21 protein-coding genes are annotated in these 21,786 nt (G+C 39.5%); 16 read left to right on the top strand and 5 right to left on the bottom strand.

What is annotated here, in order from left to right; all coding sequences use genetic code 11:
• The first annotated feature begins 17 nt into the window (after positions 1–17).
• Both rlmM and HJP15_RS05860 read left to right on the top strand, forming a co-directional pair.
• Positions 18–1,103, top strand: a complete 1,086-nt coding sequence (gene rlmM / locus HJP15_RS05855) for a 23S rRNA (cytidine(2498)-2'-O)-methyltransferase RlmM (RefSeq protein ID WP_170173226.1) — start codon at positions 18–20, stop codon at positions 1,101–1,103.
• Positions 1,104–1,383: 280 nt separating this feature from the next.
• Positions 1,384–1,737: a YkgJ family cysteine cluster protein gene (locus HJP15_RS05860; RefSeq protein ID WP_054206450.1), complete on the top strand. Its 354-nt coding sequence runs from the start codon at positions 1,384–1,386 to the stop codon at positions 1,735–1,737.
• 44 nt (positions 1,738–1,781) lie between these two features.
• Here HJP15_RS05860 and cysZ read toward each other — a convergent pair whose 3' ends face one another.
• A complete protein-coding gene (gene cysZ / locus HJP15_RS05865) occupies positions 1,782–2,489 on the bottom strand; it encodes a sulfate transporter CysZ (protein WP_211842031.1) in 708 nt (235 codons plus the stop codon).
• A 244-nt stretch (positions 2,490–2,733) separates the two neighbouring features.
• Here cysZ and HJP15_RS05870 point away from each other — a divergent pair, with 244 nt between their 5' ends.
• Together HJP15_RS05870 and HJP15_RS05875 are read left to right on the top strand one after the other, a co-directional pair.
• Positions 2,734–2,967, top strand: a complete 234-nt coding sequence (locus tag HJP15_RS05870) for a hypothetical protein (RefSeq protein ID WP_099459000.1) — start codon at positions 2,734–2,736, stop codon at positions 2,965–2,967.
• Between the two features lie 75 nt (positions 2,968–3,042).
• Positions 3,043–3,672, top strand: coding sequence for a sulfotransferase (locus HJP15_RS05875; RefSeq protein ID WP_082379070.1), 630 nt, complete (start codon positions 3,043–3,045; stop codon positions 3,670–3,672).
• A 6-nt stretch (positions 3,673–3,678) separates the two neighbouring features.
• Here HJP15_RS05875 and HJP15_RS05880 read toward each other — a convergent pair whose 3' ends face one another.
• Positions 3,679–5,079 carry a hypothetical protein gene (locus HJP15_RS05880; RefSeq protein WP_170173227.1) on the bottom strand — a complete coding sequence of 467 codons (1,401 nt, stop codon included), beginning with the start codon at positions 5,077–5,079 and terminating at the stop codon, positions 3,679–3,681.
• A 253-nt stretch (positions 5,080–5,332) separates the two neighbouring features.
• Here HJP15_RS05880 and HJP15_RS05885 point away from each other — a divergent pair, with 253 nt between their 5' ends.
• From HJP15_RS05885 to HJP15_RS05900, 4 genes are all read left to right on the top strand, one after another.
• Positions 5,333–5,800: a GNAT family N-acetyltransferase gene (locus HJP15_RS05885; RefSeq protein ID WP_054206446.1), complete on the top strand. Its 468-nt coding sequence runs from the start codon at positions 5,333–5,335 to the stop codon at positions 5,798–5,800.
• A 627-nt stretch (positions 5,801–6,427) separates the two neighbouring features.
• Positions 6,428–8,344 carry a biosynthetic arginine decarboxylase gene (gene speA / locus HJP15_RS05890; RefSeq protein ID WP_054206445.1) on the top strand — a complete coding sequence of 639 codons (1,917 nt, stop codon included), beginning with the start codon at positions 6,428–6,430 and terminating at the stop codon, positions 8,342–8,344.
• Between the two features lies 1 nt (position 8,345).
• Entirely contained in the window at positions 8,346–9,269 is a 924-nt protein-coding gene (gene speB, locus HJP15_RS05895) for an agmatinase (RefSeq protein ID WP_170173228.1), read from the top strand.
• Positions 9,270–9,433: 164 nt separating this feature from the next.
• Positions 9,434–9,805 carry a hypothetical protein gene (locus HJP15_RS05900; protein WP_054206443.1) on the top strand — a complete coding sequence of 124 codons (372 nt, stop codon included), beginning with the start codon at positions 9,434–9,436 and terminating at the stop codon, positions 9,803–9,805.
• 104 nt (positions 9,806–9,909) lie between these two features.
• On the opposite strand, the gene HJP15_RS05905 is transcribed toward HJP15_RS05900, so the two are convergent.
• Genes HJP15_RS05905 through HJP15_RS05915 form a run of 3 tightly spaced genes read right to left on the bottom strand, consistent with a single transcriptional unit; the run spans position 9,910 to position 12,331 of the window.
• Complete coding sequence (locus tag HJP15_RS05905; RefSeq protein WP_170173229.1) at positions 9,910–10,203, bottom strand: hypothetical protein; 294 nt, start codon at positions 10,201–10,203, stop codon at positions 9,910–9,912.
• Positions 10,200–11,237, bottom strand: a complete 1,038-nt coding sequence (locus HJP15_RS05910; RefSeq protein WP_169326912.1) for a M48 family metallopeptidase — start codon at positions 11,235–11,237, stop codon at positions 10,200–10,202. Before HJP15_RS05910 ends, HJP15_RS05905 begins: the two co-directional genes overlap by 4 nt.
• Positions 11,237–12,331 carry a YjgN family protein gene (locus HJP15_RS05915; protein ID WP_170173230.1) on the bottom strand — a complete coding sequence of 365 codons (1,095 nt, stop codon included), beginning with the start codon at positions 12,329–12,331 and terminating at the stop codon, positions 11,237–11,239. The genes HJP15_RS05910 and HJP15_RS05915 overlap by 1 nt, the downstream gene beginning before the upstream one ends.
• A 199-nt stretch (positions 12,332–12,530) precedes the next feature.
• Between HJP15_RS05915 and HJP15_RS05920 the strand changes: the two genes are divergently transcribed.
• The 8 genes from HJP15_RS05920 to msrB all read left to right on the top strand — a co-directional run bounded on the left by HJP15_RS05920 (position 12,531) and on the right by msrB (position 21,735).
• The gene (locus HJP15_RS05920) at positions 12,531–13,262 is read left to right on the top strand and encodes a TrmH family RNA methyltransferase (protein ID WP_054206439.1); all 732 of its coding nucleotides are present in this window, start codon (positions 12,531–12,533) and stop codon (positions 13,260–13,262) included.
• A gap of 80 nt (positions 13,263–13,342) precedes the next feature.
• The gene (locus HJP15_RS05925; RefSeq protein ID WP_170173231.1) at positions 13,343–16,738 is read left to right on the top strand and encodes a chromosome segregation SMC family protein; all 3,396 of its coding nucleotides are present in this window, start codon (positions 13,343–13,345) and stop codon (positions 16,736–16,738) included.
• A gap of 39 nt (positions 16,739–16,777) precedes the next feature.
• Positions 16,778–17,533, top strand: coding sequence for a cell division protein ZipA (gene zipA / locus HJP15_RS05930; RefSeq protein WP_170173232.1), 756 nt, complete (start codon positions 16,778–16,780; stop codon positions 17,531–17,533).
• A 91-nt stretch (positions 17,534–17,624) separates the two neighbouring features.
• Positions 17,625–19,646, top strand: a complete 2,022-nt coding sequence (gene ligA, locus HJP15_RS05935) for an NAD-dependent DNA ligase LigA (protein ID WP_170173233.1) — start codon at positions 17,625–17,627, stop codon at positions 19,644–19,646.
• A gap of 96 nt (positions 19,647–19,742) precedes the next feature.
• Positions 19,743–20,240 carry a DUF2919 domain-containing protein gene (locus HJP15_RS05940; RefSeq protein WP_054455365.1) on the top strand — a complete coding sequence of 166 codons (498 nt, stop codon included), beginning with the start codon at positions 19,743–19,745 and terminating at the stop codon, positions 20,238–20,240.
• A gap of 28 nt (positions 20,241–20,268) precedes the next feature.
• On the top strand, positions 20,269–20,709 hold the full coding sequence (locus tag HJP15_RS05945) for a hypothetical protein (protein ID WP_054455319.1): 441 nt from the start codon (positions 20,269–20,271) through the stop codon (positions 20,707–20,709).
• A 66-nt stretch (positions 20,710–20,775) separates the two neighbouring features.
• Positions 20,776–21,282 (top strand): peptide-methionine (S)-S-oxide reductase, encoded by a 507-nt coding sequence (locus tag HJP15_RS05950; RefSeq protein WP_054455316.1) that lies wholly within the window; start codon positions 20,776–20,778, stop codon positions 21,280–21,282.
• 12 nt (positions 21,283–21,294) lie between these two features.
• The gene (gene msrB / locus HJP15_RS05955; RefSeq protein WP_054206433.1) at positions 21,295–21,735 is read left to right on the top strand and encodes a peptide-methionine (R)-S-oxide reductase MsrB; all 441 of its coding nucleotides are present in this window, start codon (positions 21,295–21,297) and stop codon (positions 21,733–21,735) included.
• Positions 21,736–21,786 lie beyond the last annotated feature (51 nt).

Consider the following 21,786-nt stretch of genomic DNA (forward strand, 5'->3'; position numbering starts at 1 on the left):
GCTATTAAAGGGTTTTTATGTCAAGTGTAGTAATTTACTGTCGTAGTGGTTTTGAAAATGATGCCGCTGCTGAAATAACTTTCCATGCCGCAGAGCAAGGTTTTGCAGGGTATGTAAAAGCAAAACCTAACACCGGCTATGTTATTTATGAATGCTTTGATGCATCACACAGTGACGAAATTATTAAAAAAATCGATTTTAAAAATATGGTGTTTGCTCGCCAATGGTTTGCGGGTACTTTACTTGAAAATATGCCCGTTGAAGATCGCGTCGGTGAGATAGTTAAAGCCGCTATCGATTTTCCTTTATGCTCAGAGCTACGAGTAGAAACGCCAGATACAAATGAAGGCAAAGAGCTTTTAACCTTTTGCAAAAAAATATCAACGCCGCTTAAAAAAGCACTTGAAAAGCAAAATACGGTTTTACGTGAGCCAAAAGCAAATCGCCCAGTAATGCATATCATGTTTTTAACCAACAATACGGCTTATGTTGGTCACTCGTATAGCTATAATAATTCGCCATTTTTTATGGGTATTTTACGTTTACGTATGCCAAGCGATGCGCCGAGTCGTTCAACACTTAAACTTGATGAAGCATTTAATGTGTTTATCCCAGAAAAAGAGCGCGAAAGCCGTGTTCAAGCTGGAATGCGCAGCGTTGATCTTGGCGCGTGTCCAGGTGGTTGGACGTATCAATTAGTTCGCCGCGGTATGTTTGTAAGCGCGATTGATAATGGCCCAATGAACGATGATTTAATGGAAACGGGGCAAGTTAAGCACTTTAGAGCTGATGGTTTTAAATACCGCCCAGAAAAGCGCAATATTCAATGGTTAGTCTGTGACATGGTTGAAAAACCAACTAAAGTTACTAGCCTAATGATTGATTGGGCGGTTAATGCTTATGCAACTGAGCTGATCTTCAACCTAAAGCTACCGATGAAAAAACGCTTTGACAGTGTGTATGAATGTTTAACCATGATCAGAGAAGAGCTTGCAAAGTATGGTATTAGTTATGAGCTTCAAGCAAAGCACTTATACCACGATCGTGAAGAAGTGACGGTGCACTTAAACGTGACTAAAGTGCCGCAAAACTTATATAGCTAAAAGTTTGTAAATTACAGTGATTAAAAAGCACAGTATTTACTGTGCTTTTTGCTAAGTATCAAAGTGTAATTAATTTATATAGCTAGAGCGGTGATACTTAATATAATTAATTACTTTTATTTATTATTTAACTAATTTTACGCTTTACTTTTAGCTACTATGGCGTAAATAAGCACTAACGTAACCTTGCAAATTGCTGCGTATAACACGTAATATACGGTTAATAGGGAATGAGTGAAGTTGCTGTATAAGCGCACTGAAAAATAAAGAGTAGATATAGATGTATAAAAATCAAAAAGTCATATTGCGATTGCGAGCTAATATTCCATCATTTAAATGTGTTGAAGGTTGCCATGATTGCTGCGGGCCGGTGACAACATCATCTGAAGAAATGTCGCGGTTACCGGTAAAAACAGATGCAGAACATGAAGCGGCGTTAAATGAATTTAATTGTGTGCATCTTGGTCCAAAGGGCTGCACTGTGTATGACGAGCGCCCATTGATTTGCCGCCTTTTTGGTACTACTCCGCGAATGCCTTGTCCGAACGATCGTGCGCCAGAAGAACCTGTAGATCCTAAGATTGAGCGTGAAGTACATCATTTTATTGCCAATACACGCCAAGTATTAGTATAAAAAGGGGAGTTAATAACAGTGTGTATTGAGCTCCCCATTGAGTATTAGCGATAGTTAGGGCGGTAGTTATCTACCCATAAGCGGGTTGCCCCACAAACAGCAACTGGCATAACGATTAGATTTACCACTGGTATGGCCGTCAGTAACATTACCGCAAAACCAAACCCATACGACAGACCTTGTTTTTGCTTCAGATCTTGCCTCATTTGTTTAAAACAAATTTTATGATTATCAAAAGCATAATCTTTATATTGCACTGCGTACATCCAACAGGTGAACATCACCCAGATTAGCTGCCCAATCACTGGGAGTACCCATAAAAGAATAAAAAAGCCAATTGCGCGGGGTAAAAAGTAACACAGTTTAATCCATTCACGAGAGAGCATACGAGGAACATCTTTTAGTGTATCCATTAAGCCATCATCATTGACTGTTTGGCCAGTAAGGTACAGTTCCACTTTCTCACTGAGTAAACCATTAAAGGGCGCTGCAATAAAATTAGTTATTACTGTAAAGAGCATGCTGTAACTAAATAAAATGACTAATACTGCTATCGGCCACATTAGCCACTCGAGCCAACTTAACCATGTAGGTAATAGGTTATTTAAATATGCAAACCCATCAGTCAGCCAGCCGTATAAAAAAAACAATGAACTACCAAAAAGCACTATATTGATTAACAAAGGAATAAATACAAATCGCTTTAAGCCTTTTTGCGTGATCAATTTAAAACCCGAAAAAAAATATTCCATACCTTGCGTAAACTGCACGTTAAAACCTCAGATCCTAGCTATATTGGTTTTAGTATAAATTGCTCAGGTATTTTGAACAGCATTTTTAGGTAACAAAGTGTTTAATAGTGAGTGCAGTTGAAAATAGCGCTGATCAACTAATTAAATTAAAAATGACTCCGCTCTGCTTTTACTCGACTTGGATTCAGGTATTAAGTAAAAGAGTTATGAGATCGTTTATAGCGCTTAGCAAATGAGAGGTCGATTGGATAAATTTAATATTACGCGTATTGATACGACAATGGGCGTTTTTCGCCTGTCAGGTTTATGGGATTCATTAAAGGCAGAGGTGTTTAGCGTAACGTCAATTGAAATTATGGGTACAGATGGTTGGGTAAAGTTAGATAAAACAAATGATACTGTTATTATGTCAGTAGCTGAACTAGTGCCGATCCTGCAATTGCACTTATCAAATAAGGTAAATGAAAATGATCTTTAAAGCTGAGCGTTAATGTCTGTAATTTAGGACGGTTGGGTATATACTAGCGGCCATTTTTATAATGAGTCACTTTTAATGTCTAAGCTATTTATTATTGGCCTACCTAGAACCGGCACGACCAGTATCAGTGTTGCGTTATTAGAAATGGGGCTGTTAGTTGCTCATACTGCGTTTACCAAAAAAGCGTTTGAAGTTGCTGATGCGATATCTGATGCGCCTTGTTTTAGTGACTATATGCACTTAGATAAGTTATTCCCCAATTCTAAATTTGTTTATTTAAGTCGAGATTTAAATAAATGGGTGCCCTCAATATCCATGCTGCTTGAAAAAATGATGCCTCATTTAGAACTGAAAGCAGGGCGATTTAGCCCAGTTTTAAAGCGCAGTTTTCATGATGTTTTTCCTATTAGCGCCCCCCTGAGACAGCCATTAACACAGAGTGTATTAGTTGACTGTTACTTACAGCATCAGCAGGGCGTATTGTCATATTTTAAAGACCGAGATGACTTTTTATCGATAGACGTTAGCGAGCCGGGAAGTTTGCGTGAGTTAAAGGCATTTTTAGGTTTACCGATCGAAGGAGATGCCGACTTCCCTAAGTTAAATGTTGGCCGAAACGTTGCTAACTGGCGTGAGTATAAGCATCCGAATAAAGTGAATTCTAACTTAGCAGGTGTAGAGCATCGTAAATACTTTGATTATTAACCAGCATTAAGTAACCGCAGGCTCTTTAATATAACTCACATCATTTTTTGTTGATGAGTGGGCACTGTTACCACTACTAAAAAAAGTGAGTCTACCCAATAAATCAGGTACTAATCGTTCACTATTATAATCATAAATTTTATTTATTTGTTGTGTGTGAAAGTTCATTTGCATACTCGGTACATTCGTTGTAACCCACTTTTGTACGGAGTCAGAATGAATGAATTGATCAGGTGATTTTTCTTTATCGGCTAAAAGCTTTTCCCATATTTGGTTTTGTATTTGGGCAGGTGATTCTTTTATCTCGTCTAGGGTATCGTTTATCCAGCCCAAGCCTATGTCATTGTATGCTTCTAAAATATTATCATAGAGTATTCGGCGACTTGATGGATCACTAATATTGTCTTGTTGAGCAACATGTTTACCATTACCAAGTTGATAATACTGCTTATTTGCTTGGTAATTAGTTTGTTGTGCAAGGTAAGTAAATACATCATTTTGATTATCTTTGTCTACTTCACTCAACATAGCTAATATTTCATCGTTTTGATGTGTTTTTATAAGGCTCATCATATCGATAATACCGCTGCTTTGTTGCAGGTTTGTATCAGCTAAATGGGAATTTAATTGCGTTAGTTGTTCATCACTTTGGTTTTTATTCATCAATAAATTCGCGTAGCTTATTGCTAAATCAGTCTTTGTATTATTGGCTTTATAGCTTGATTTAAACCAATCGATATTTTCGTCGCTGCTTTGCATTACTAATGGCTCATTGCCATTGATGTCATCGCCAATGGGGGACGTTGGTTTTTTATAATCATCGCCTTGTTTAAGTATTGCCGCCATCGTGTTGACGGTACTGCTTAACGCCTCATCAGAGAGCTTACTTAATGATGAAATTAACTGCTCGCTAATATCTTTGTTTTGCATACCAAACCGTAGGCTTGATGTTGTGACTGCAAACTCGGCGAACAGGCTTAATTCTTCATCACTCATCTTTTGCGCTAAATCGAGTAGCTCTTGTGTGGGTTTTATATGTTGAAACATTCTTCGATGCTCGCCGTCGAGCCTGTCTAGTTGATCCAAAAAAGCATTAATATCGTCGGGATCAGTAAACTCGCCATAGCGATAGGTTCGCTCTGTAAATGGCTTATTCATTTCTATAGCACTACTGCTTAGCCCATAAAGGCCCATACCAAAGTAATGAGGGAGATCATCATGATTAAGCTTTCGACCTTTAAATGGGTCATCAACAGCAATAACAGGGGCATTTTCTATCGTGTTTAGTTCTTTGTTTACAGGTGAAGAGGTAAAGACCTCAATAGCGGCTTTAAATTTATCCCCAAGGTGGGGTTTTATCGGTTGCGTAAATAGACGCTGAGCTTGGGGTAGGCTTGGTATTTTCACTGTTGCTCCTTAACATTGCCAATGCACTTGTTTATATATCGACCTGTAATGACAGATCTTTAGGCTAAACAGAGCAAAGTGAGTGGTAGTACACAAATAAAGAGTGAATTTTAAAAATATTTTTACCTGTAGAATAGTGGCTGATACGCATATAAAAGTTTAAATACATTAAAAATAGGCTAAACGCGGTTGTTCATTTGTTACAATTCGGTATAGTTTGCCAACAAATTATTAATATAAATTGAGATGTTCTATGCAGTTAGTTGATTTAAAACCAAATGACCAGGATGTGATTAATGTTTTTGCTGATATCGACCGACTAATGAACACTTTGTATCCCATTGCAACTGCTCAGTCCCTTACGGTAAATGATTTAAATAAACCCAATGTTTATGCCATTGGATTAAAAAACGAGGACGGGATAGTAGCGTGTGGTGCCATTGTAAAACAATTTGACGATAAGGTTTATGGTGAAATTAGACGCTTATATGTTAAACCAAGTTATCGTGGAAAGGGTTTATCTCGTCGTATTATGCAAATTTTATTGCATCATGCAGGAGAAGAAGAAATTCCATTGATCAGATTAGAAACAGGCCCTAAACAAGCTGAGTCAATCAGCTTGTATGAAAATCTAGGGTTTCAACGCTGTTTAAGCTTTGGTAAATATAAAGATAATCCACAAAGTTTATTTATGGAATTAGGGCTTAGTCAACCTTCCTAAAATATGAAATTATTATTAAGATAACTTAATAACAAAGACGATCTATCTACTCTATTATAGGTCGTCTCGACAAGATGCAGTGAAAACGTTTCATAAGTCTGACATTGATTTTATCTGTAAAACTACACAAATATACTCAAGCCACCTCAAAATGCAGGATTCAGCGTTCCACAGGGGCTTAATATCAAGGGCGTTACTTCGCAATAATGGCGGTCCCTTTTAAGAAGTAACAACGCAGAGAGTAAGTGCCTGTGAAACGCCCAACGGGTTGGTTTAAAAGCGATTTATACTGCGTTATTGATTTTGATAAGGAAATAACCATTATTTGCAATCCATGCCTTGTCTAAATCGCTTTTAATTCCAACTGAAACTCGTATCTTGAGGTGGTTTGGGTATACTTCCTGCAAATACCGAATATCACCACGCTACCGATGAGTAAAACACCGCATTATTAATGATTTTTAGCTCATAATTATCGTCTTGTATGCCATGTTGCTCGACCTAAAATTATTGATATTAAAATTTATTCGTTACGAGTAAAAATACTTGTTGGACTTAGGGGCTTATTTTTCTTTTAATGCGCGCAATTAGCCGATACGGCACTCATTAAATAAAAGAGAAAGATAAATGAAAGAGACAACATCATCACTAGAACAAGCTCGTACGAGTTACAATGTTCGTCATTGGAGCCAAGGTTTTTTTGGTATTAATGATCAAGGTGATGTGTATGTTGCGCCAAAGGCTGATGCCCCAGAGCAAACCATCGCACTTATAGATATCGCTAAACAACTTGAAGATAAAGGCTTGAGCTTACCTGCTTTGGTACGTTTTCCGCAAATATTGCATCATCGCGTTCACAGTTTATGTGCTGCATTTAATACCGCAATAGAAAGCTATGGGTATCCAAAAGACTATTTATTAGTCTACCCAATTAAAGTAAATCAACAGCGTGAAGTTGTAGAAGAGATAGTTGCCAGTCAAGCGAATATAGAAAAGAAACAGCTTGGCTTAGAAGCTGGTAGTAAACCTGAGTTATTGACCGTATTAGCATTAGCTGAAAAAACCAGTGCAGTGATTGTCTGTAATGGCTATAAAGATAAAGAATATGTGCGCTTAGCACTGATTGGCGAAAAGCTAGGTCATAAAGTGTATATCGTGCTTGAGAAACTCTCTGAGCTGGATATGGTACTTAGCCAAGCTAAAGAGCTAAACGTAAAACCGCGTATTGGTATACGTGTGCGTTTAGCATCACAAGGTAAAGGTAAATGGCAAGCGAGTGGCGGCGAAAAGTCAAAATTTGGTTTATCAGCGTCACAAGTATTACATGTAGTAAATCGTTTAAAAGAAACCGATCAACTTGACTTAATTGAGTTGGTGCATTTTCACTTAGGCTCGCAAATGGCTAATATTCGCGATGTCCGTCTAGGTGTAAGCGAAGCTGCGCGCTTTTACTGTGAGTTACGTAAATTAGGTGCACAAATTGATTGTCTTGACGTAGGCGGCGGTTTAGCGGTTGATTATGATGGCACACGCAGCCAATCACATAACTCAATGAACTACAGCTTGGCAGAATACGCAAATAATATTGTTTACACCATAGGTGATATTTGTAAGCAATACGAGCAGCCATTCCCGACGATTATTTCAGAGTCAGGGCGTGCGTTAACTGCGCATCATGCAGTGCTTATTTCAAATGTTATTGGTACAGAAAGCTACGTGCCTGAAGATATTCAAGCACCGGCAGAAGATGCACCAATCCTTTTGAAAAATATGTGGATGTCGTGGCAGCAACTTCATGTATTAACGGATGACCGTGCATTAATTGAAATTTATCATGACAGCCAAGGTGACTTAGCTGAAGCGCATAACCAGTTTGCAATGGGCCTAGTCGATTTAACGCAACGCGCATGGGCTGAGCAAATAAATTTACGTGTATGTTATGAACTTAATAAACATATGGATAACAAAAACCGTTTTCATCGCCCGATTATTGATGAACTAAATGCTCGTTTAGCGGATAAATTTTTTGTTAATTTCTCTTTGTTTCAGTCATTGCCTGATGCATGGGGTATTGATCAAGTGTTTCCGGTATTGCCATTAAGCGGCTTAACAGAGGCACCTAAAAAGCGTGCTGTATTGTTAGATATTACGTGTGATTCAGACGGCGCGCTTGATCATTATGTTGATGGCCAAGGTATTGAAAGTACGTTACCAGTGCCTGAATTTAGTGCTGACACACCTTATTTGATGGGCTTTTTCTTAGTGGGTGCGTACCAAGAAATTTTAGGTGACATGCATAACCTGTTTGGCGACACTCACAGCGCTATGGTGCACATGGACGAGCAAGGTGAGGCAAGTATTGTAGAAATAAACCAAGGTGACACGGTAGCCGACATGATGCGTTATGTTCATCTTGATGTAGAAGGTTTTCAATCTTCATATGCACAGCTGGTGGCTGCAAAATTACCACAGGCTGAGCAACAAAGCGTGCTTGATGAATTACAAGCGGGTTTAGACGGTTATACTTATTTAGAAGAGCTTTAATATGACCACTTTGTTTGATCACCCTGATCACTCATTGTATTCCAATGGCATGACGTTTTTACGTCAGCCAATGGTACAAAATATCACAGACATTAATGCTGATGTTGTCGTACTGGGATTGCCATTTGATATGGCAACCTCAGGGCGCCCGGGCGCTCGTTTAGGCCCAGATGCTATTCGCAGAGCATCAGTACATTTAGCATGGGAAGAGATTAAATACCCATGGACGTTCAAGTTGTTTGAACGTTTAAAGTTAGCGGATGCTGGTGATTTTACGTACCCAGTCGGCGATGCTGAATACTTTACTGCAAAGCTTGAACAGGCAGCTGCGGGCATTTTAAACCAAGGTAAAGCTATTTTAGGTCTAGGTGGCGATCATTTTGTCACCTTACCGTTATTACGAGCGCACGCTAAACGCTTTGGTAAAATGGCGCTAGTACATTTTGATGCTCATACAGACACTTATAGTAATGGTTCACGCTATGACCACGGTACCATGTTTTATCATGCACCGATGGAAGGACTGATTGATGTTGATCATAGTATTCAAATTGGTATACGTACTGATTTTGATCAAAGTAAACATGAGTTTGCCGTGATTGATGCCATGGCGGCTAATGATTTATCAGCGCAAAGCATTGCTGAGCAAATTTTAGCGCGCGTGGGTGATTTACCTGTGTATATCACCTTTGATATAGATTGTTTAGATCCCGCGTTTGCCCCAGGTACTGGTACGCCTGTGTGTGGCGGTTTAACCAGCGACAAAGTGCTTAAAATATTACGTGCGCTTAAGGGCATTAATATAATTGGTATGGACGTGGTTGAAGTATCTCCCTCGTACGATCAAAGTGAATTAACAGCAATCGCTGCAGCAACCATTGCCAGTGAATTATTACACTTATGGACGTTAAAGCATAAGTATTAATATTTTCATGAAAAGTAAAAAGCGCCATCTAGGCGCTTTTTTGTCATTTAATTTTTTGTCTTCTTTTTAGCTACTTTTGTTGATTTTTTGTTGATTTTTTGTTGTTGCATGTTAGATTGTTGTTTGCTCTATTGGTGAGCAATAATGATAATTAAGGAAGATATATGAAAACGATACTTAGAATATTATTACTTTCTGGCGCTGCACTAACTACAAATTCAGTTTTTGCAACTGACTTAGTGTGTGATGTTTACCCTAAAGGTAGTAATGGGTATAGTAGCAATGGAACAGCACGATGTGATGCATTCGACTTTAGTTTTGGAAATAGTACAACAGGTAAGTTTTACCTACAGAATATCTCAAAACCGATCAATCAAGTAATTTGGCAAGGTGACGCATCTTGTTCAGGTGGAACATCATGTACTGTTAATGTAAGAGCTTATCGATCAACTAGCGCTTCAGCTCTGATTTTATATAAAGATGGTACATATGAGACTACAAATATTGCACGTATGAGTTATGAAACAGGCCATTAATAGTATTAAGTGATGCTCAGATAAGAAGCACCAATTATCATTGGTGCTTCTATATGTTTAAATTCATTTATATATTCGTAGTAGTGTTTATTTATGAAATGATGTTATGAAAATTTCATATTATGCTTTTTCGCATAAACTAAGCATACGGGGATCTCAACAACTACATAGGTTAAAAAGGTAAACCAAAACCAGTTAACCTTGAATGCTAACCAACTAAATTCAATACCAGAATTATAATAAAGACTGCCGGCAATCATTAAGGTTATGCCCGTTGCAATTAAATCTTGCATTGATACTTTTTTAAAGTCATTCCCAGCAAAGCGTGGATAAATAAAACCATATCCTAGGCTGATGACCGTGACAGCTAAGATCAGTAAAGTGAGCTCAGGGGTCATGGTTTATATTGCCTTGCATGCTCAATTCGTTCTTGGCTGCTTGGGTGGGTTGATAAATACTTCAACCAATTATCTTCAAGTTCAGCATGTTGTTCTTCTAAGCTTTGTTGTAATGCTTCAATAGCATCTGCAAAATCGTGATTGGAATAGCCCAATTTAACCAGCTTTTCAATTGCATAATTATCGGCTTCTCTTTCCATATCGCGTGAAAATGCTTGTTGCAAAAATGAAGAACCAGAGCCAAGTACTACTTCTGTAATACCTTCCAAGTCACCAAAAATTACAGCCAAGACAACGGTACTTGCAACAGCTTGCGCAGATAGGCGCACACCATGATGATGCTCAACATGGCCAATTTCATGTAATAAAATAGCGCGTAGTGCATCGGGTTTATCTGCCAGTAACGTAACGAGCTCATCAGTAACAACTACTCGGCCATGTGGTAGGGCAAATGCATTTGCTGCAAGATAATCAGATTGATAAAATGACAGCCTGAACTTTGTGTTGTCTAATTCGAGTGCTGTGAGCATTTGGGCCCATTTACTTTGTAAATCAGCTTGTTGATCTATTGAAAGTTGAGTTGGCTCTAGCGCTATTTTTTCAATCACAGCAAGGCTTTGCTCGCCCATACTTTCAACCACCGCAGGAGATGCTACATTAACGCTGTATACGGCAATTGCAGGGATCCCTCTATAGAGAATAAGCCAAAGCAATAAAGGTGCGACAACAACGCTGAGCAAAATAAGGAGTTTATTTTTCTCTAAACGCTCACTGATTGAATATACTTTATTGCCAAACGGCCAACGAAAATCCACATCATCAGGAATAAAGCGCCCGCCATTACAAAAACTAAGTTGTGCGGCTACCCCCGGGATCGCGCTTTCTAATATGCAATCTATGGTTGATGCGCTATGGATTAAGTCATTATTTTGATTAAGCAGTTGCACTTGCTCATTATTGACTTGAGCCGTGCAATATTGATGCTGGCTGCTATTGGGGAAGTAATAGCAGCCTGTTACATGAAGTGCTTTCATCAAGTGAGTGAAATATCGATGTCAAACACATTTGCGGCTTCTTCAGCAAATGATGATTGCTGTTCTTGTACAGTATCCATAAGCGTAAGCGCGCCTGTATAAATAGTGACCTCTGTGGCAGCGGCAAGTAAATGTGCTTTACGTATTTTTGTCCACGGATAAGCAAGGCCTAAAGTGAAAATAATTGCTACTGCATTAGTAAATAAAAGGAAACCGTAAGCTGCGGGTTTAAGGTCTGATTTGAAACTGGCTATGTCTTCAAACTCGCTACTATTCAAAATATGGTTACGAATAATAGATTGATAAATTCCGCTAACTAACGTGAGCATCCCAATATACATTACAGCCATTAGCACAGGGAAAAGTAAAGTGGAAAAATTCAAGCTGTTGGTATCTAAACCATTAAAACTCATCGCTACACCTGCAATCCCAGCTAAAATAGCAAAGCCAATTAAACCAGCAAAGGTAACACCGATGGTAATCAATGCAGCCATATAATAAGTTTCGCCTTTAAGATTTACAGATAATGGTTTGCCACCATAGCTGATATTCTCATGTATGTATTGATCAATGCGCTTTAATGCATAAGGCATTAATAAGTACAGTGTGAATACACTTGCAATAGGGAGTAATACAAAGTTAATTAAGGCATCGCCGTAGTTACCAGAAAACGCAAAGCGTACATTACGATGGCGCGTCATACGCATATTAAAGCGCAGGCCTTGATTGATTATCCATGGCATTAAAAACAAAAAACCGAGTGCAAATAATAACCCGATGACAGGCAAAAATTGTACGACTAAGCTATAAATAATAAAAACTATTACCGCTAAAATACGGCCTTTGAGTATTTGCATAGGTGTTGCTAAATAATCAAAGCTATGATTATCGACATGTGTGTTGCCATAAAAGTAACGATAAGTACGTACTTTTGCCCAAGCAGAGTAAATACCAAGGGTTAAAATACTTAACACAATATTAACGATCCAAATGCCAAAAAACTCTCCGGCTTTACCGTTAAATTGTATTTTTCCTTTGAAAAGAATGTTATCAGTTGATGCTGGTGGTGTAGTAGTCTGTATTGTGGGTTCCATATGAAATTCCGTTTTCCTAAATTAGACTGGAATTTACTAAATTCCTCTATATTAAGCAATAAAAAACACGACACAGTCATCCCATGTTCATATTAAATATAGATGTTTGCAAAGGTGTTTTAATGTTTTTCTGTTTTTTTCAAGTTCAGAATTTGGGATTAAATCTGCTATACTCTGGCCATCATTTTATGGGGCAGCTATGATTTCAAAAAACCAACTCAAGTTAATTCGTGCATTAGGTCAAAAAAAATACCGAAAGCAACATAATCAATACCTTGTACAGGGTGAAAAAAACGTACTTGAGTTATTGGCAAGTGGTTTAACAATGGTAGAGCTGTTTGCTACCCCCGCTTTTATTGAGCAGTATCAACAGCAAATTGGCTACGTAAAAGTAACGCCAGCCGATGAAGAAAGCCTCACTAAAGCCAGTACGCTAGTTTCAAATAATGCCGCAATTGCGATTGTTGAAATGCCACAGGTAAATGCCCCCAAAGCTGAGGGATTAATTTTAGCGTTGGACGGTGTGTCAGACCCCGGTAATTTAGGCACAATTATCCGCGTTGCTGACTGGTACGGTATTAAACATATAGTAACCAGTCTTGATAGCGCCGATCCTTACAATCCAAAAACCATTAGCGCGACAATGGGTTCATTTGTACGTGTTGCTGTCAGCCAAGTTGATTTAGCTGATTATTTAGTTGCGCTTAACCTACCTATTTATGGTGCTTTTTTAGAAGGTGAAAATTTGCACCATACTAAATTAGCCCAATCAGGCGTGTTATTGATGGGCAGTGAATCTCATGGTATTCGCACCCAATGTGCAGCGTTGGTCACTAACAAAATAACTATTCCGGCATTTGGCGAGGCTGAATCGTTAAATGTAGCCATGGCAACGGGTATTATTTTAGATAACTTTAAACGCCAAGCGTAACCTTTGTACTTACTTTTGCCGCCCATAACGGTTAAATTAAATACTGAAGCTATAACAATAAGAGTCGGTAAACCAACTAGATGCGTTTGAGCACCATAAAATTAGCGGGCTTTAAATCCTTTGTAGAGCCGACTAAAATTCCATTTCCTGATCAAATGACTTGTGTCGTTGGCCCGAACGGTTGCGGTAAATCCAATGTGATTGATGCCGTGCGTTGGGTGCTTGGCGAAAGCTCGGCCAAAAATCTGCGTGGCGATGCCATGACGGATGTTATTTTTAATGGCTCAACTAATCGTAAACCTATTTCGCAAGCATCAGTTGAACTGATTTTTGATAACACTCAAGGCCATTTACCTAATACCTTTGCTGATCGTAACCAAGTGGCAATTAAACGCTTAGTAACACGCGACGGGCAATCGTTGTATTTTCTCAATGGCAGTAAATGCCGTAAACGTGATATCACTGATATATTTTTAGGCACAGGCCTTGGCCCGCGCAGTTACGCAATTATAGAGCAGGGCATGATCTCACGTTTAATCGAGAGTAAACCGGCTGATTTGCGCGTGTTTTTAGAAGAAGCTGCCGGCGTGTCTAAATACAAAGAGCGTCGGCGTGAAACGCAAACTCGTATTAAAAGTACCCGCGAAAACTTAGAACGTTTACTTGATGTACGAAAAGAGCTGCAAGCACAGGTTGATAAGCTGGCAGTGCAATCAGTTGAAGCCAAAAAATATCGCGAGTTAAAAACGCAAGAACGCACATTAAAAGGTCAACTTGCTGTTTTGAAATGGCAAAAATTGCATCAGCAACAAGTGACTAAAGCCGATAAAATGGCTAAATTGAATGAGCAAATTAGTTTTTTTAAAACGGCTCACTCAGGTCATGATGATGTATTGGCAACCCTTGAAAGCCAAGTCCAACTGCGTATTGAGCGCCTCAACGAAGCCCAACAAAAGCAGCATCAAATTCATACAACACTTACACGTGTTGAGCAGCAACAAATAGGGTTAAAACAGCAACAGCAGGCTTTAAGCCAAAACCTGATCAAACAACAACAAATACAACTGCAAAGTCAGGAATCACAGCGATATCAAAATAGTCATGCGCAAGAGCTGGAAAACGTACTGCAAAGCGCGATTGAACACACGTTACTATGCACCGAGCAGGTGAGCGAAGTGGCGTCGCAAGTTGCGCTGTTAGATAAGAGTAAAGCGCAAAGTAGCAGTGCGTGGCAAAGTATTTATGAGCAATTTCAATCGATAAACACCGATCACAATAATCAGCAAAATGTACTCACTCAACATATTCAAAGCCAGCAATATATAAAAAAGCAGCAAGATACCCTTAAAATCGAGTTGGTCGAGTTGAGCACCAACCCAGTTGAGCAACAAGTGGCGCAGCAACAGCAACTAATGCAGTCCCTTACGCAAGAGCTTGCCTCAAAACAAACGACGTTAAATAAAGTACATGTTAGTTTGCAGCAGGCTAAAGCCAGTTTAGCCGACAGCCAACAAAGACATGACGACATTACTCAGCAATTAAATGAGAATAAAGCCAAAGTAGTTGGCTTAAACTCAATGCTAGTTGGTGACGATGCGCAAAGTAAGCATAATATGCTTGCTCAGCTGTGTGTCAAAACGGGTTATGAGCATTTGATTGAGCATGCTTTGCAGGGGCTTGAACATTTAAATGTGACGCAGGATGCTCAAAGCAATGCCGTTTGGCCAATTTCGTTAGTCGCGCGCAAAGACTCATTAGCTGCATTAATCGAAAGTGGTGTTTACCCTGAATTATTACACCGTATTGCTTATAAAAATAGTTTTACAGTAGATGATTTAATCGATGACTTTTGGTTAGCTGTTATAGATGCGCAAGGTAATATGTATGGCCGTAACTGGCACCAAAATACGAATAAGAATGCTGATAATTCATTACTGATTAAACATAAGCAACTTGCTGACGCTCAGTTATTAGAATCAAAATTAACGGCTGATTTAATTAGTCACAGCGATGTATTAAACACGCAGCAACAAACATGCGATCAACTTTGCGCTCAAATGGAAGAGCTTAAAGGCGCAGTGCATCAGTTGGCACAGCAAATAGCTGCGGCGAGTACGCGTAGAGATATGCTAAAAGAACAACAATTGCATTTTAAAAATCAACAGCATAAGTTACAAGGAAAGTTGCAATTATTGGATGATGAATTTAGTGTTGTGGCAGGTAAAGTTACGTTACAAGAACAGCTTATAATTGATTTAACGAAGCAAAAGGCACTAATAAGTGCAAGGCTTGAACAGGCAAAAATAGTTCAGCAGCAAAGTGATGAGCAATTTAAACACATTAACGCTGAACTTGAACGCTACAAAACTATTTCAAATCAAGCGACTTTGGCTGAGCAAAAAGCGCGGGGTGATTGTCAGCTCAGTGTTGCTAAATTACAGCATGCCATTACAGCCTGTGACACTGCGAGTGAAGCTGTAACTGAATTAACAATACAATTAGAAGATTTGGTCATGCCATTAGAAGAGGCTGCAGAACAAATAGTATTGTTATTAAAGCAAAATCAGCAAGGTGAAATTGAACTTAAAAACTTGCAAATAGCATTAGGTGAGGCTAAAACAGCTTTAGCAGATAAACAAGTGATGCTCAAAGGTTCGCAAGAAGAACTTGTTATTTTACAAGATCAGTTGCAACAACATGCTCTGGAAGAGCAAAGCTTGTTAGTTAAAGCACAGCTGGCGTTAGAGCCGCTAGATGAGTTGCAGCAAAACCTGAAAGATATTTTGGCGCAATTACCAGAGCAGGCCAATGCAACAACGTATCAGGGACATTTAAATAAAGTTACACAAAGTTTAAGTGAATTAGGAGCCGTAAATTTAGCCGCGATTGATGAATTTGAACAAGCTCAGCAACGCAGTCAGTATTTAGAGCAGCAACTGGAAGATTTAACTAAAGCGTTATCAACCCTAGAGGGTGCCATTGCAAAAACCGACCGAGAAACAAAAAATCGCTTTAAAACGACATTTGATCAGGTAAACCATGATTTTGGTGAGTTATTCCCTAAAGTATTTGGTGGAGGCAGTGCATATCTTGAATTAACCAGTGATGACTTACTAGAAAGTGGTGTTAGTATAATGGCACGACCACCAGGTAAGAAAAATTCAACAATTCACCTTTTAAGTGGTGGAGAAAAAGCGCTGACCGCATTATCATTAGTGTTTTCAATATTCAGGCTCAATCCAGCTCCTTTCTGTATGCTGGATGAAGTAGATGCACCACTTGATGATGCGAATGTTGGCAGGTTTTGCCGATTAGTGGAGGAAATGTCACAATCGGTGCAATTTATTTATATCAGTCATAACAAGATTGCCATGGAAATGGCGGGAAGGTTAACGGGTGTTACAATGGCAGAGCCAGGCGTATCGCGTATGGTTGCTGTTGATATCGAACAAGCAGTGCAAATGGCACATGCATAATTATTAATAGTTAAGTAGATAAATAATAAAGGTGAGGGGATGGCCGAAGAATTAAGATGGGTTTTAATCATTATCAGTGTAGTTGTCATTGGTGGATTATTAATACATGGCCTGTGGTCAGTTCGTAAAAAAGATGCACCTATTGCAACAAATGAGCGGGTTGAACCAACTGAGCAGCCCCCAGTGCAACGCCAACCAATATCAGAACCAACAGCAACACATACCTCGCAGCGTGATGAGCCGCAGTTTGGTGATCTTAGTTTTAGTGCATCAGATGAGCAGCCTAAACTAGATGAGGTAGTTGAAGATACGGTTACTGAGCAAACAAAAGCGCAGGAAGACACTAATAGCGAAGAATGTAAAAAAACAGATGAAGCGCCAGCAGCAGAAGACTTTATTATTGTGCATATCCAAATGCCTGAAGGCTTAACAATGGAAGGTAGTAAATTACTACCCGCTGTAAATACGCTTGGTTTTAAATATTCTGAAGAAGGCTTTTTTAATCGCCACTTAGACCCTGCTGGCCATGGTCCAGTGCTGTTTAGGTTAGTGAATATGTACAATCCTGGAACGTTCGATGTTGATAACATGGAACAATTTAGTACTGCAGGGATTAGTTTATTTATGACCTTACCCTGTGATGGCGATGGGCTTGCCGCATTTAATATGCTCCATAGTGCAGCGAAGAAACTGGCGGATGAATTTGGCGCCGCTATATTAGACTCACAGCGCGAAGAGATGACGGTTGATAGCGTACGTGATTACGTTGAAAAAGTGAGACGTTTTTCAGTTTAATTACCTGCTATGTAAAATTAATTAGTTAAGATTTTTATAAGCCACTTGGCGATGATTCGTTTAAGTGGCTTTTTATATTTTTGAGGTCAGTATGTCCACTTTAGTGCTTGCGCAAATAACGCAGCTACGTCAGCAATTAGAAGATCATAATCACAACTATTATGTACTCGATAACCCTAGTATCCCTGATGCGGAATATGACCGTTTATTACAACAGCTAAGTGCTTTAGAGAGCGAAAACCCGCAGTATGCAAGCGCGGATTCACCAACACAAAAGGTAGGCGGGGCTGCGCTTGCTAAATTTGAGCAAGTAGCTCACCAAGTGCCGATGCTGTCGTTAGATAATGCTTTTAGCGAAGATGAATTTACCGCATTTAACCGCCGTGTTAAAGAACGTTTAATGGACACCAACGAACTGACCTTTTGCTGCGAACCAAAGCTTGATGGCTTAGCTGTGTCTATTTTATATCGTAATGGTGTATTAGTGCAGGCTGCTACTCGCGGTGACGGGCATACTGGCGAGAATATCACAGAGAATGTAAAAACAATTCGTAATGTGCCATTAAAATTACGTGGTGATGATTACCCCGGCGAAATTGAAATTCGCGGTGAAGTTTTTATGGATAGCGCAGGATTTGACAAGCTTAATGTTGAAGCCGAAAAGCGTGGCGAAAAAGTATTTGTAAACCCGCGTAATGCCGCTGCCGGCAGCTTACGCCAGCTCGATTCTAAAATAACAGCTAAGCGCCCATTGATGTTTTATGCATACAGCACAGGCATGGTTGCGGACGGCGAGCTTCCTAGCGATCATTATCAACAGCTTGCTAAATTAACAGATTGGGGCTTGCCGCTGTGTCCAGAAACTAAGTTAGTTGAAGGCCAGCAAGCCGCGCTTGAATATTATCACGATATTTTACAGCGGCGCAGCAACTTAAAATATGAAATAGATGGCGTTGTAATAAAAATAAATAATAAAGCCATGCAAGAACGTTTAGGCTTTGTTGCACGAGCACCGCGATGGGCAATTGCTTATAAGTTTCCTGCTCAAGAAGAAATAACCCAATTACTCGATGTTGAATTTCAAGTAGGGCGTACTGGTGCAATTACACCTGTTGCACGTTTAGAGCCTGTATTTGTTGGTGGCGTAACAGTATCAAATGCAACACTGCATAATCGCGATGAAATAGAGCGCTTAGGCGTAAAAGTAGGCGATACAGTCATTATTCGCCGTGCAGGTGATGTCATCCCACAAATTACTCAAGTGGTGCTAGAACGCCGTCCAGCTGATGCAAAGGATATTGAGTTTCCAGCGACTTGCCCAATCTGTGACTCGCATGTAGAGCGTATTGAAGGCGAGGCTGTAGCGCGTTGTACAGGAGGCTTAGTATGCCAAGCACAACGTAAAGAAGCGATTAAACATTTTGCCTCTCGCAAAGCATTTGATATTGATGGGCTTGGCGATAAAATTGTAGAGCAGCTGGTGGACAGAGAGCTTATTAAAACGCCTGCAGATTTGTTTATTTTAAAACAAGGGCATTTTGAGTCATTAGAGCGCATGGGACCTAAGTCAGCTAAAAACCTTGTTGCAGCGCTTGATGATGCAAAGCAAACAACGCTTGCTAAGTTTTTATATTCGCTCGGTATTCGCGAAGTTGGCGAAGCAACGGCGCAAAATTTAGCGAACCATTTTTTAACACTTGAAATGGTGACAACAGCAACGGCAGAAGCCTTAGTTGAGGTAAGTGATGTTGGTGAGATCGTTGCAAAACATGTGCGAGGTTTTTTTGCAGAGCAGCACAATTTAGACGTAGTAGAAGCATTAATTGCACAAGGAATACATTGGCCTGAACTAATACCACCGAGTGAAGAATCGCAGCCATTGGCAGGTTTAACCTATGTACTAACAGGTACTTTAAGTGTACTTAATCGTAATGATGCGAAAGCACGACTACAGCAATTAGGCGCGAAAGTGTCAGGTAGTGTATCAGCTAAAACAGATGCGTTGATCGCGGGCGAAAAAGCAGGTTCTAAGCTCACTAAAGCGCAAGATTTAGGCATTGAGATACTAACCGAAGATGATTTAATTGCACTTTTGGCGCAGCATAATGGGTAACTTAACTGCCAATGCAGTTAAAGCTCAACAGCAGTCCATTATTGATCACTATAAGTGCCGCTGTACTTATAGTGAGTTTAATAAAGATAGGAAGTGCTGATGCGTTACGGACCGGAGTATTGGGATAAATACGGCACATACCGTACGCCAATCGCATTTCATTTGAGTTTACTGGTATTATTACGTGCTTATTTTATTTGGATTATTGCAGCGCTTAGCCGTCGTCCTGAGCTGGATATAATGTCGTTGGTTTTTAGATCAAAAAATGATTTTTTTAGTGCTTTGGCCATCGGCGCAATTGCGATTATTCCAGCGGTTATATTTTGTTTACGCAGGCCACAAAAAAGCACTGCTGGTGCTGCGAAATTAGCACGAATTTGGCGCTTCATGCGCTGGCCATTACTTGTTTGCGCAGCCGCTGATTTAGCTTGGTTAGTCATTCAAGCAGCACATAGTTATTATCAATTTTCGATGTTTTTAGCGCTACAAATGGTAACTGTGTTATGGGTGCTTCTGTATTTAGCCAAAAGCCGTTATTTAACGGTATTTTTTAATGACTGGCCCGATCCTGAAACGGATGACAAGAAGCACTAACATCAATCTTGGTTAGTAAGGACTATCAATGCAAAAAATTAATCAACGACTGGCGCTGATCGTCGCTTGTTTTGGCATCGTACTATTATTGTTGAGCTTATTTACTGGGCTATTACAGCAGCCTTGGTTTGTATTTTTAATAGCTTTATGGGTGTTCGTATTTAGCTCGTGCTGCTATCGGTTAACGTCATTTTTTAAAACACGTAATAGCCTTGATAAATTCATCCAACGCGATCAAGAAAACTTATTATTATTTACACTGACAGGCTTTTTTGATCGCACACACGGACCGCAATGGCTGGTTATAAATACGATTGAAAAAATACAATGCCATGATGATTTATTGTCTGTTTACTCTAGTAAAGAGCGACAATTATCTGTCAGCTTGCCGGCAACGAAAGCTGAGATTTTAGCGTATTTAGATTCACTTTTTACTGCCCGTGAAAAGCAATCTATTTTGATACAATGAAATAAAACCTTTAAAACAGCGGTATACTTAAACGCATCAAGTTAGTCGTTGCTTTTTGGAGGTATCATGAAACAACAGATCGGTTTAGGTGGAAGCTGCCATTGGTGCACCGAAGCTATTTTCAGTTCATTAAAAGGTGTTGAGAGTGTTGAGCAAGGTTGGTTTAAAAGCTCAGAGAACAGCAGCCAATTTAGTGAAGCGATTCGATTGCGCTTTGATCCTCATAAAATAAGCTTAACTGATTTAATTGCAATCCATATCGATACCCACAGTGCAACGAGTGAACATAGCATGCGTGAGAAATATCGTTCTGCAATTTATGCTTATACGAGCGCGCAATGTGAAGCTGCACAGCACGCGTTAGATTTAAAGCAAGCAGATTATAACAAGCCATTAATTACACACATTTTACTGGCAGGGGAGTTTAAACATTCACCGAGCCAGTATCAAAATTACTATTTTTCAAATCCTAACAAACCATTTTGTGAGGTACGGATAAATCCAAAACTCGCAATGTTATTAACGCACTACCATGATAATGTGGATAGCAGTAAATTAACCCATCTTGTATAAATGAGGTCAATTATGTTGAACTGGAATGATATTTTAAATTTTGCCAGTAAAGGTAACCCAGAGCCAAGCCGTAAAGTAGAGAAAACCATGCAACAATGGCAAGAGATGCTATCAGAAGAGGCATTTTATGTGACGCGTAATAAAGGCACTGAGCGCCCACATAGCTCAGATAGTTGCACGTTGTTTGAACCTGGAAAGTATGCCTGTATATGCTGTGATAACTTATTATTTGATGGCGACGAGAAATTTGATAGTGGCACCGGTTGGCCATCGTTCACGCAACCAGCAGAGATAAATTCCATCGCTTACAATGGTGACAAAACCCACGGTATGCAAAGAGTTGAAACGGTTTGTAATGTATGCGATGCGCACTTAGGTCACGTATTCCCTGATGGGCCAATGCCCAGTGGACTGCGTTATTGTATCAATGCGGTATCCCTGAAAAAGCTGTAAGCAGCTTTATGTAAAAAAACGAACGCCATAACCACTTTATAAAAGCTAACT

Origin of the sequence: Pseudoalteromonas sp. NEC-BIFX-2020_002 (assembly GCF_013002825.1) — a bacterium.
Taxonomy (GTDB): Bacteria; Pseudomonadota; Gammaproteobacteria; order Enterobacterales; family Alteromonadaceae; genus Pseudoalteromonas; species Pseudoalteromonas neustonica.

Excerpts from the sequence above, each read along its gene's own strand:
- rlmM (WP_170173226.1), top strand. The coding sequence starts at position 18 with ATGTCAAGTGTAGTAATTTACTGTCGTAGTGGTTTTGAAAATGATGCC.
- HJP15_RS05860 (WP_054206450.1), top strand. The coding sequence starts at position 1,384 with ATGTATAAAAATCAAAAAGTCATATTGCGATTGCGAGCTAATATTCCA.
- cysZ (WP_211842031.1), bottom strand. The coding sequence starts at position 2,489 with ATGGAATATTTTTTTTCGGGTTTTAAATTGATCACGCAAAAAGGCTTA.
- HJP15_RS05875 (WP_082379070.1), top strand. The coding sequence starts at position 3,043 with ATGTCTAAGCTATTTATTATTGGCCTACCTAGAACCGGCACGACCAGT.
- HJP15_RS05885 (WP_054206446.1), top strand. The coding sequence starts at position 5,333 with ATGCAGTTAGTTGATTTAAAACCAAATGACCAGGATGTGATTAATGTT.
- speA (WP_054206445.1), top strand. The coding sequence starts at position 6,428 with ATGAAAGAGACAACATCATCACTAGAACAAGCTCGTACGAGTTACAAT.
- speB (WP_170173228.1), top strand. The coding sequence starts at position 8,346 with ATGACCACTTTGTTTGATCACCCTGATCACTCATTGTATTCCAATGGC.
- HJP15_RS05900 (WP_054206443.1), top strand. The coding sequence starts at position 9,434 with ATGAAAACGATACTTAGAATATTATTACTTTCTGGCGCTGCACTAACT.
- HJP15_RS05905 (WP_170173229.1), bottom strand. The coding sequence starts at position 10,203 with ATGACCCCTGAGCTCACTTTACTGATCTTAGCTGTCACGGTCATCAGC.
- HJP15_RS05910 (WP_169326912.1), bottom strand. The coding sequence starts at position 11,237 with ATGAAAGCACTTCATGTAACAGGCTGCTATTACTTCCCCAATAGCAGC.
- HJP15_RS05915 (WP_170173230.1), bottom strand. The coding sequence starts at position 12,331 with ATGGAACCCACAATACAGACTACTACACCACCAGCATCAACTGATAAC.
- HJP15_RS05920 (WP_054206439.1), top strand. The coding sequence starts at position 12,531 with ATGATTTCAAAAAACCAACTCAAGTTAATTCGTGCATTAGGTCAAAAA.
- HJP15_RS05925 (WP_170173231.1), top strand. The coding sequence starts at position 13,343 with ATGCGTTTGAGCACCATAAAATTAGCGGGCTTTAAATCCTTTGTAGAG.
- zipA (WP_170173232.1), top strand. The coding sequence starts at position 16,778 with ATGGCCGAAGAATTAAGATGGGTTTTAATCATTATCAGTGTAGTTGTC.
- ligA (WP_170173233.1), top strand. The coding sequence starts at position 17,625 with ATGTCCACTTTAGTGCTTGCGCAAATAACGCAGCTACGTCAGCAATTA.
- HJP15_RS05945 (WP_054455319.1), top strand. The coding sequence starts at position 20,269 with ATGCAAAAAATTAATCAACGACTGGCGCTGATCGTCGCTTGTTTTGGC.
- HJP15_RS05950 (WP_054455316.1), top strand. The coding sequence starts at position 20,776 with ATGAAACAACAGATCGGTTTAGGTGGAAGCTGCCATTGGTGCACCGAA.
- msrB (WP_054206433.1), top strand. The coding sequence starts at position 21,295 with ATGTTGAACTGGAATGATATTTTAAATTTTGCCAGTAAAGGTAACCCA.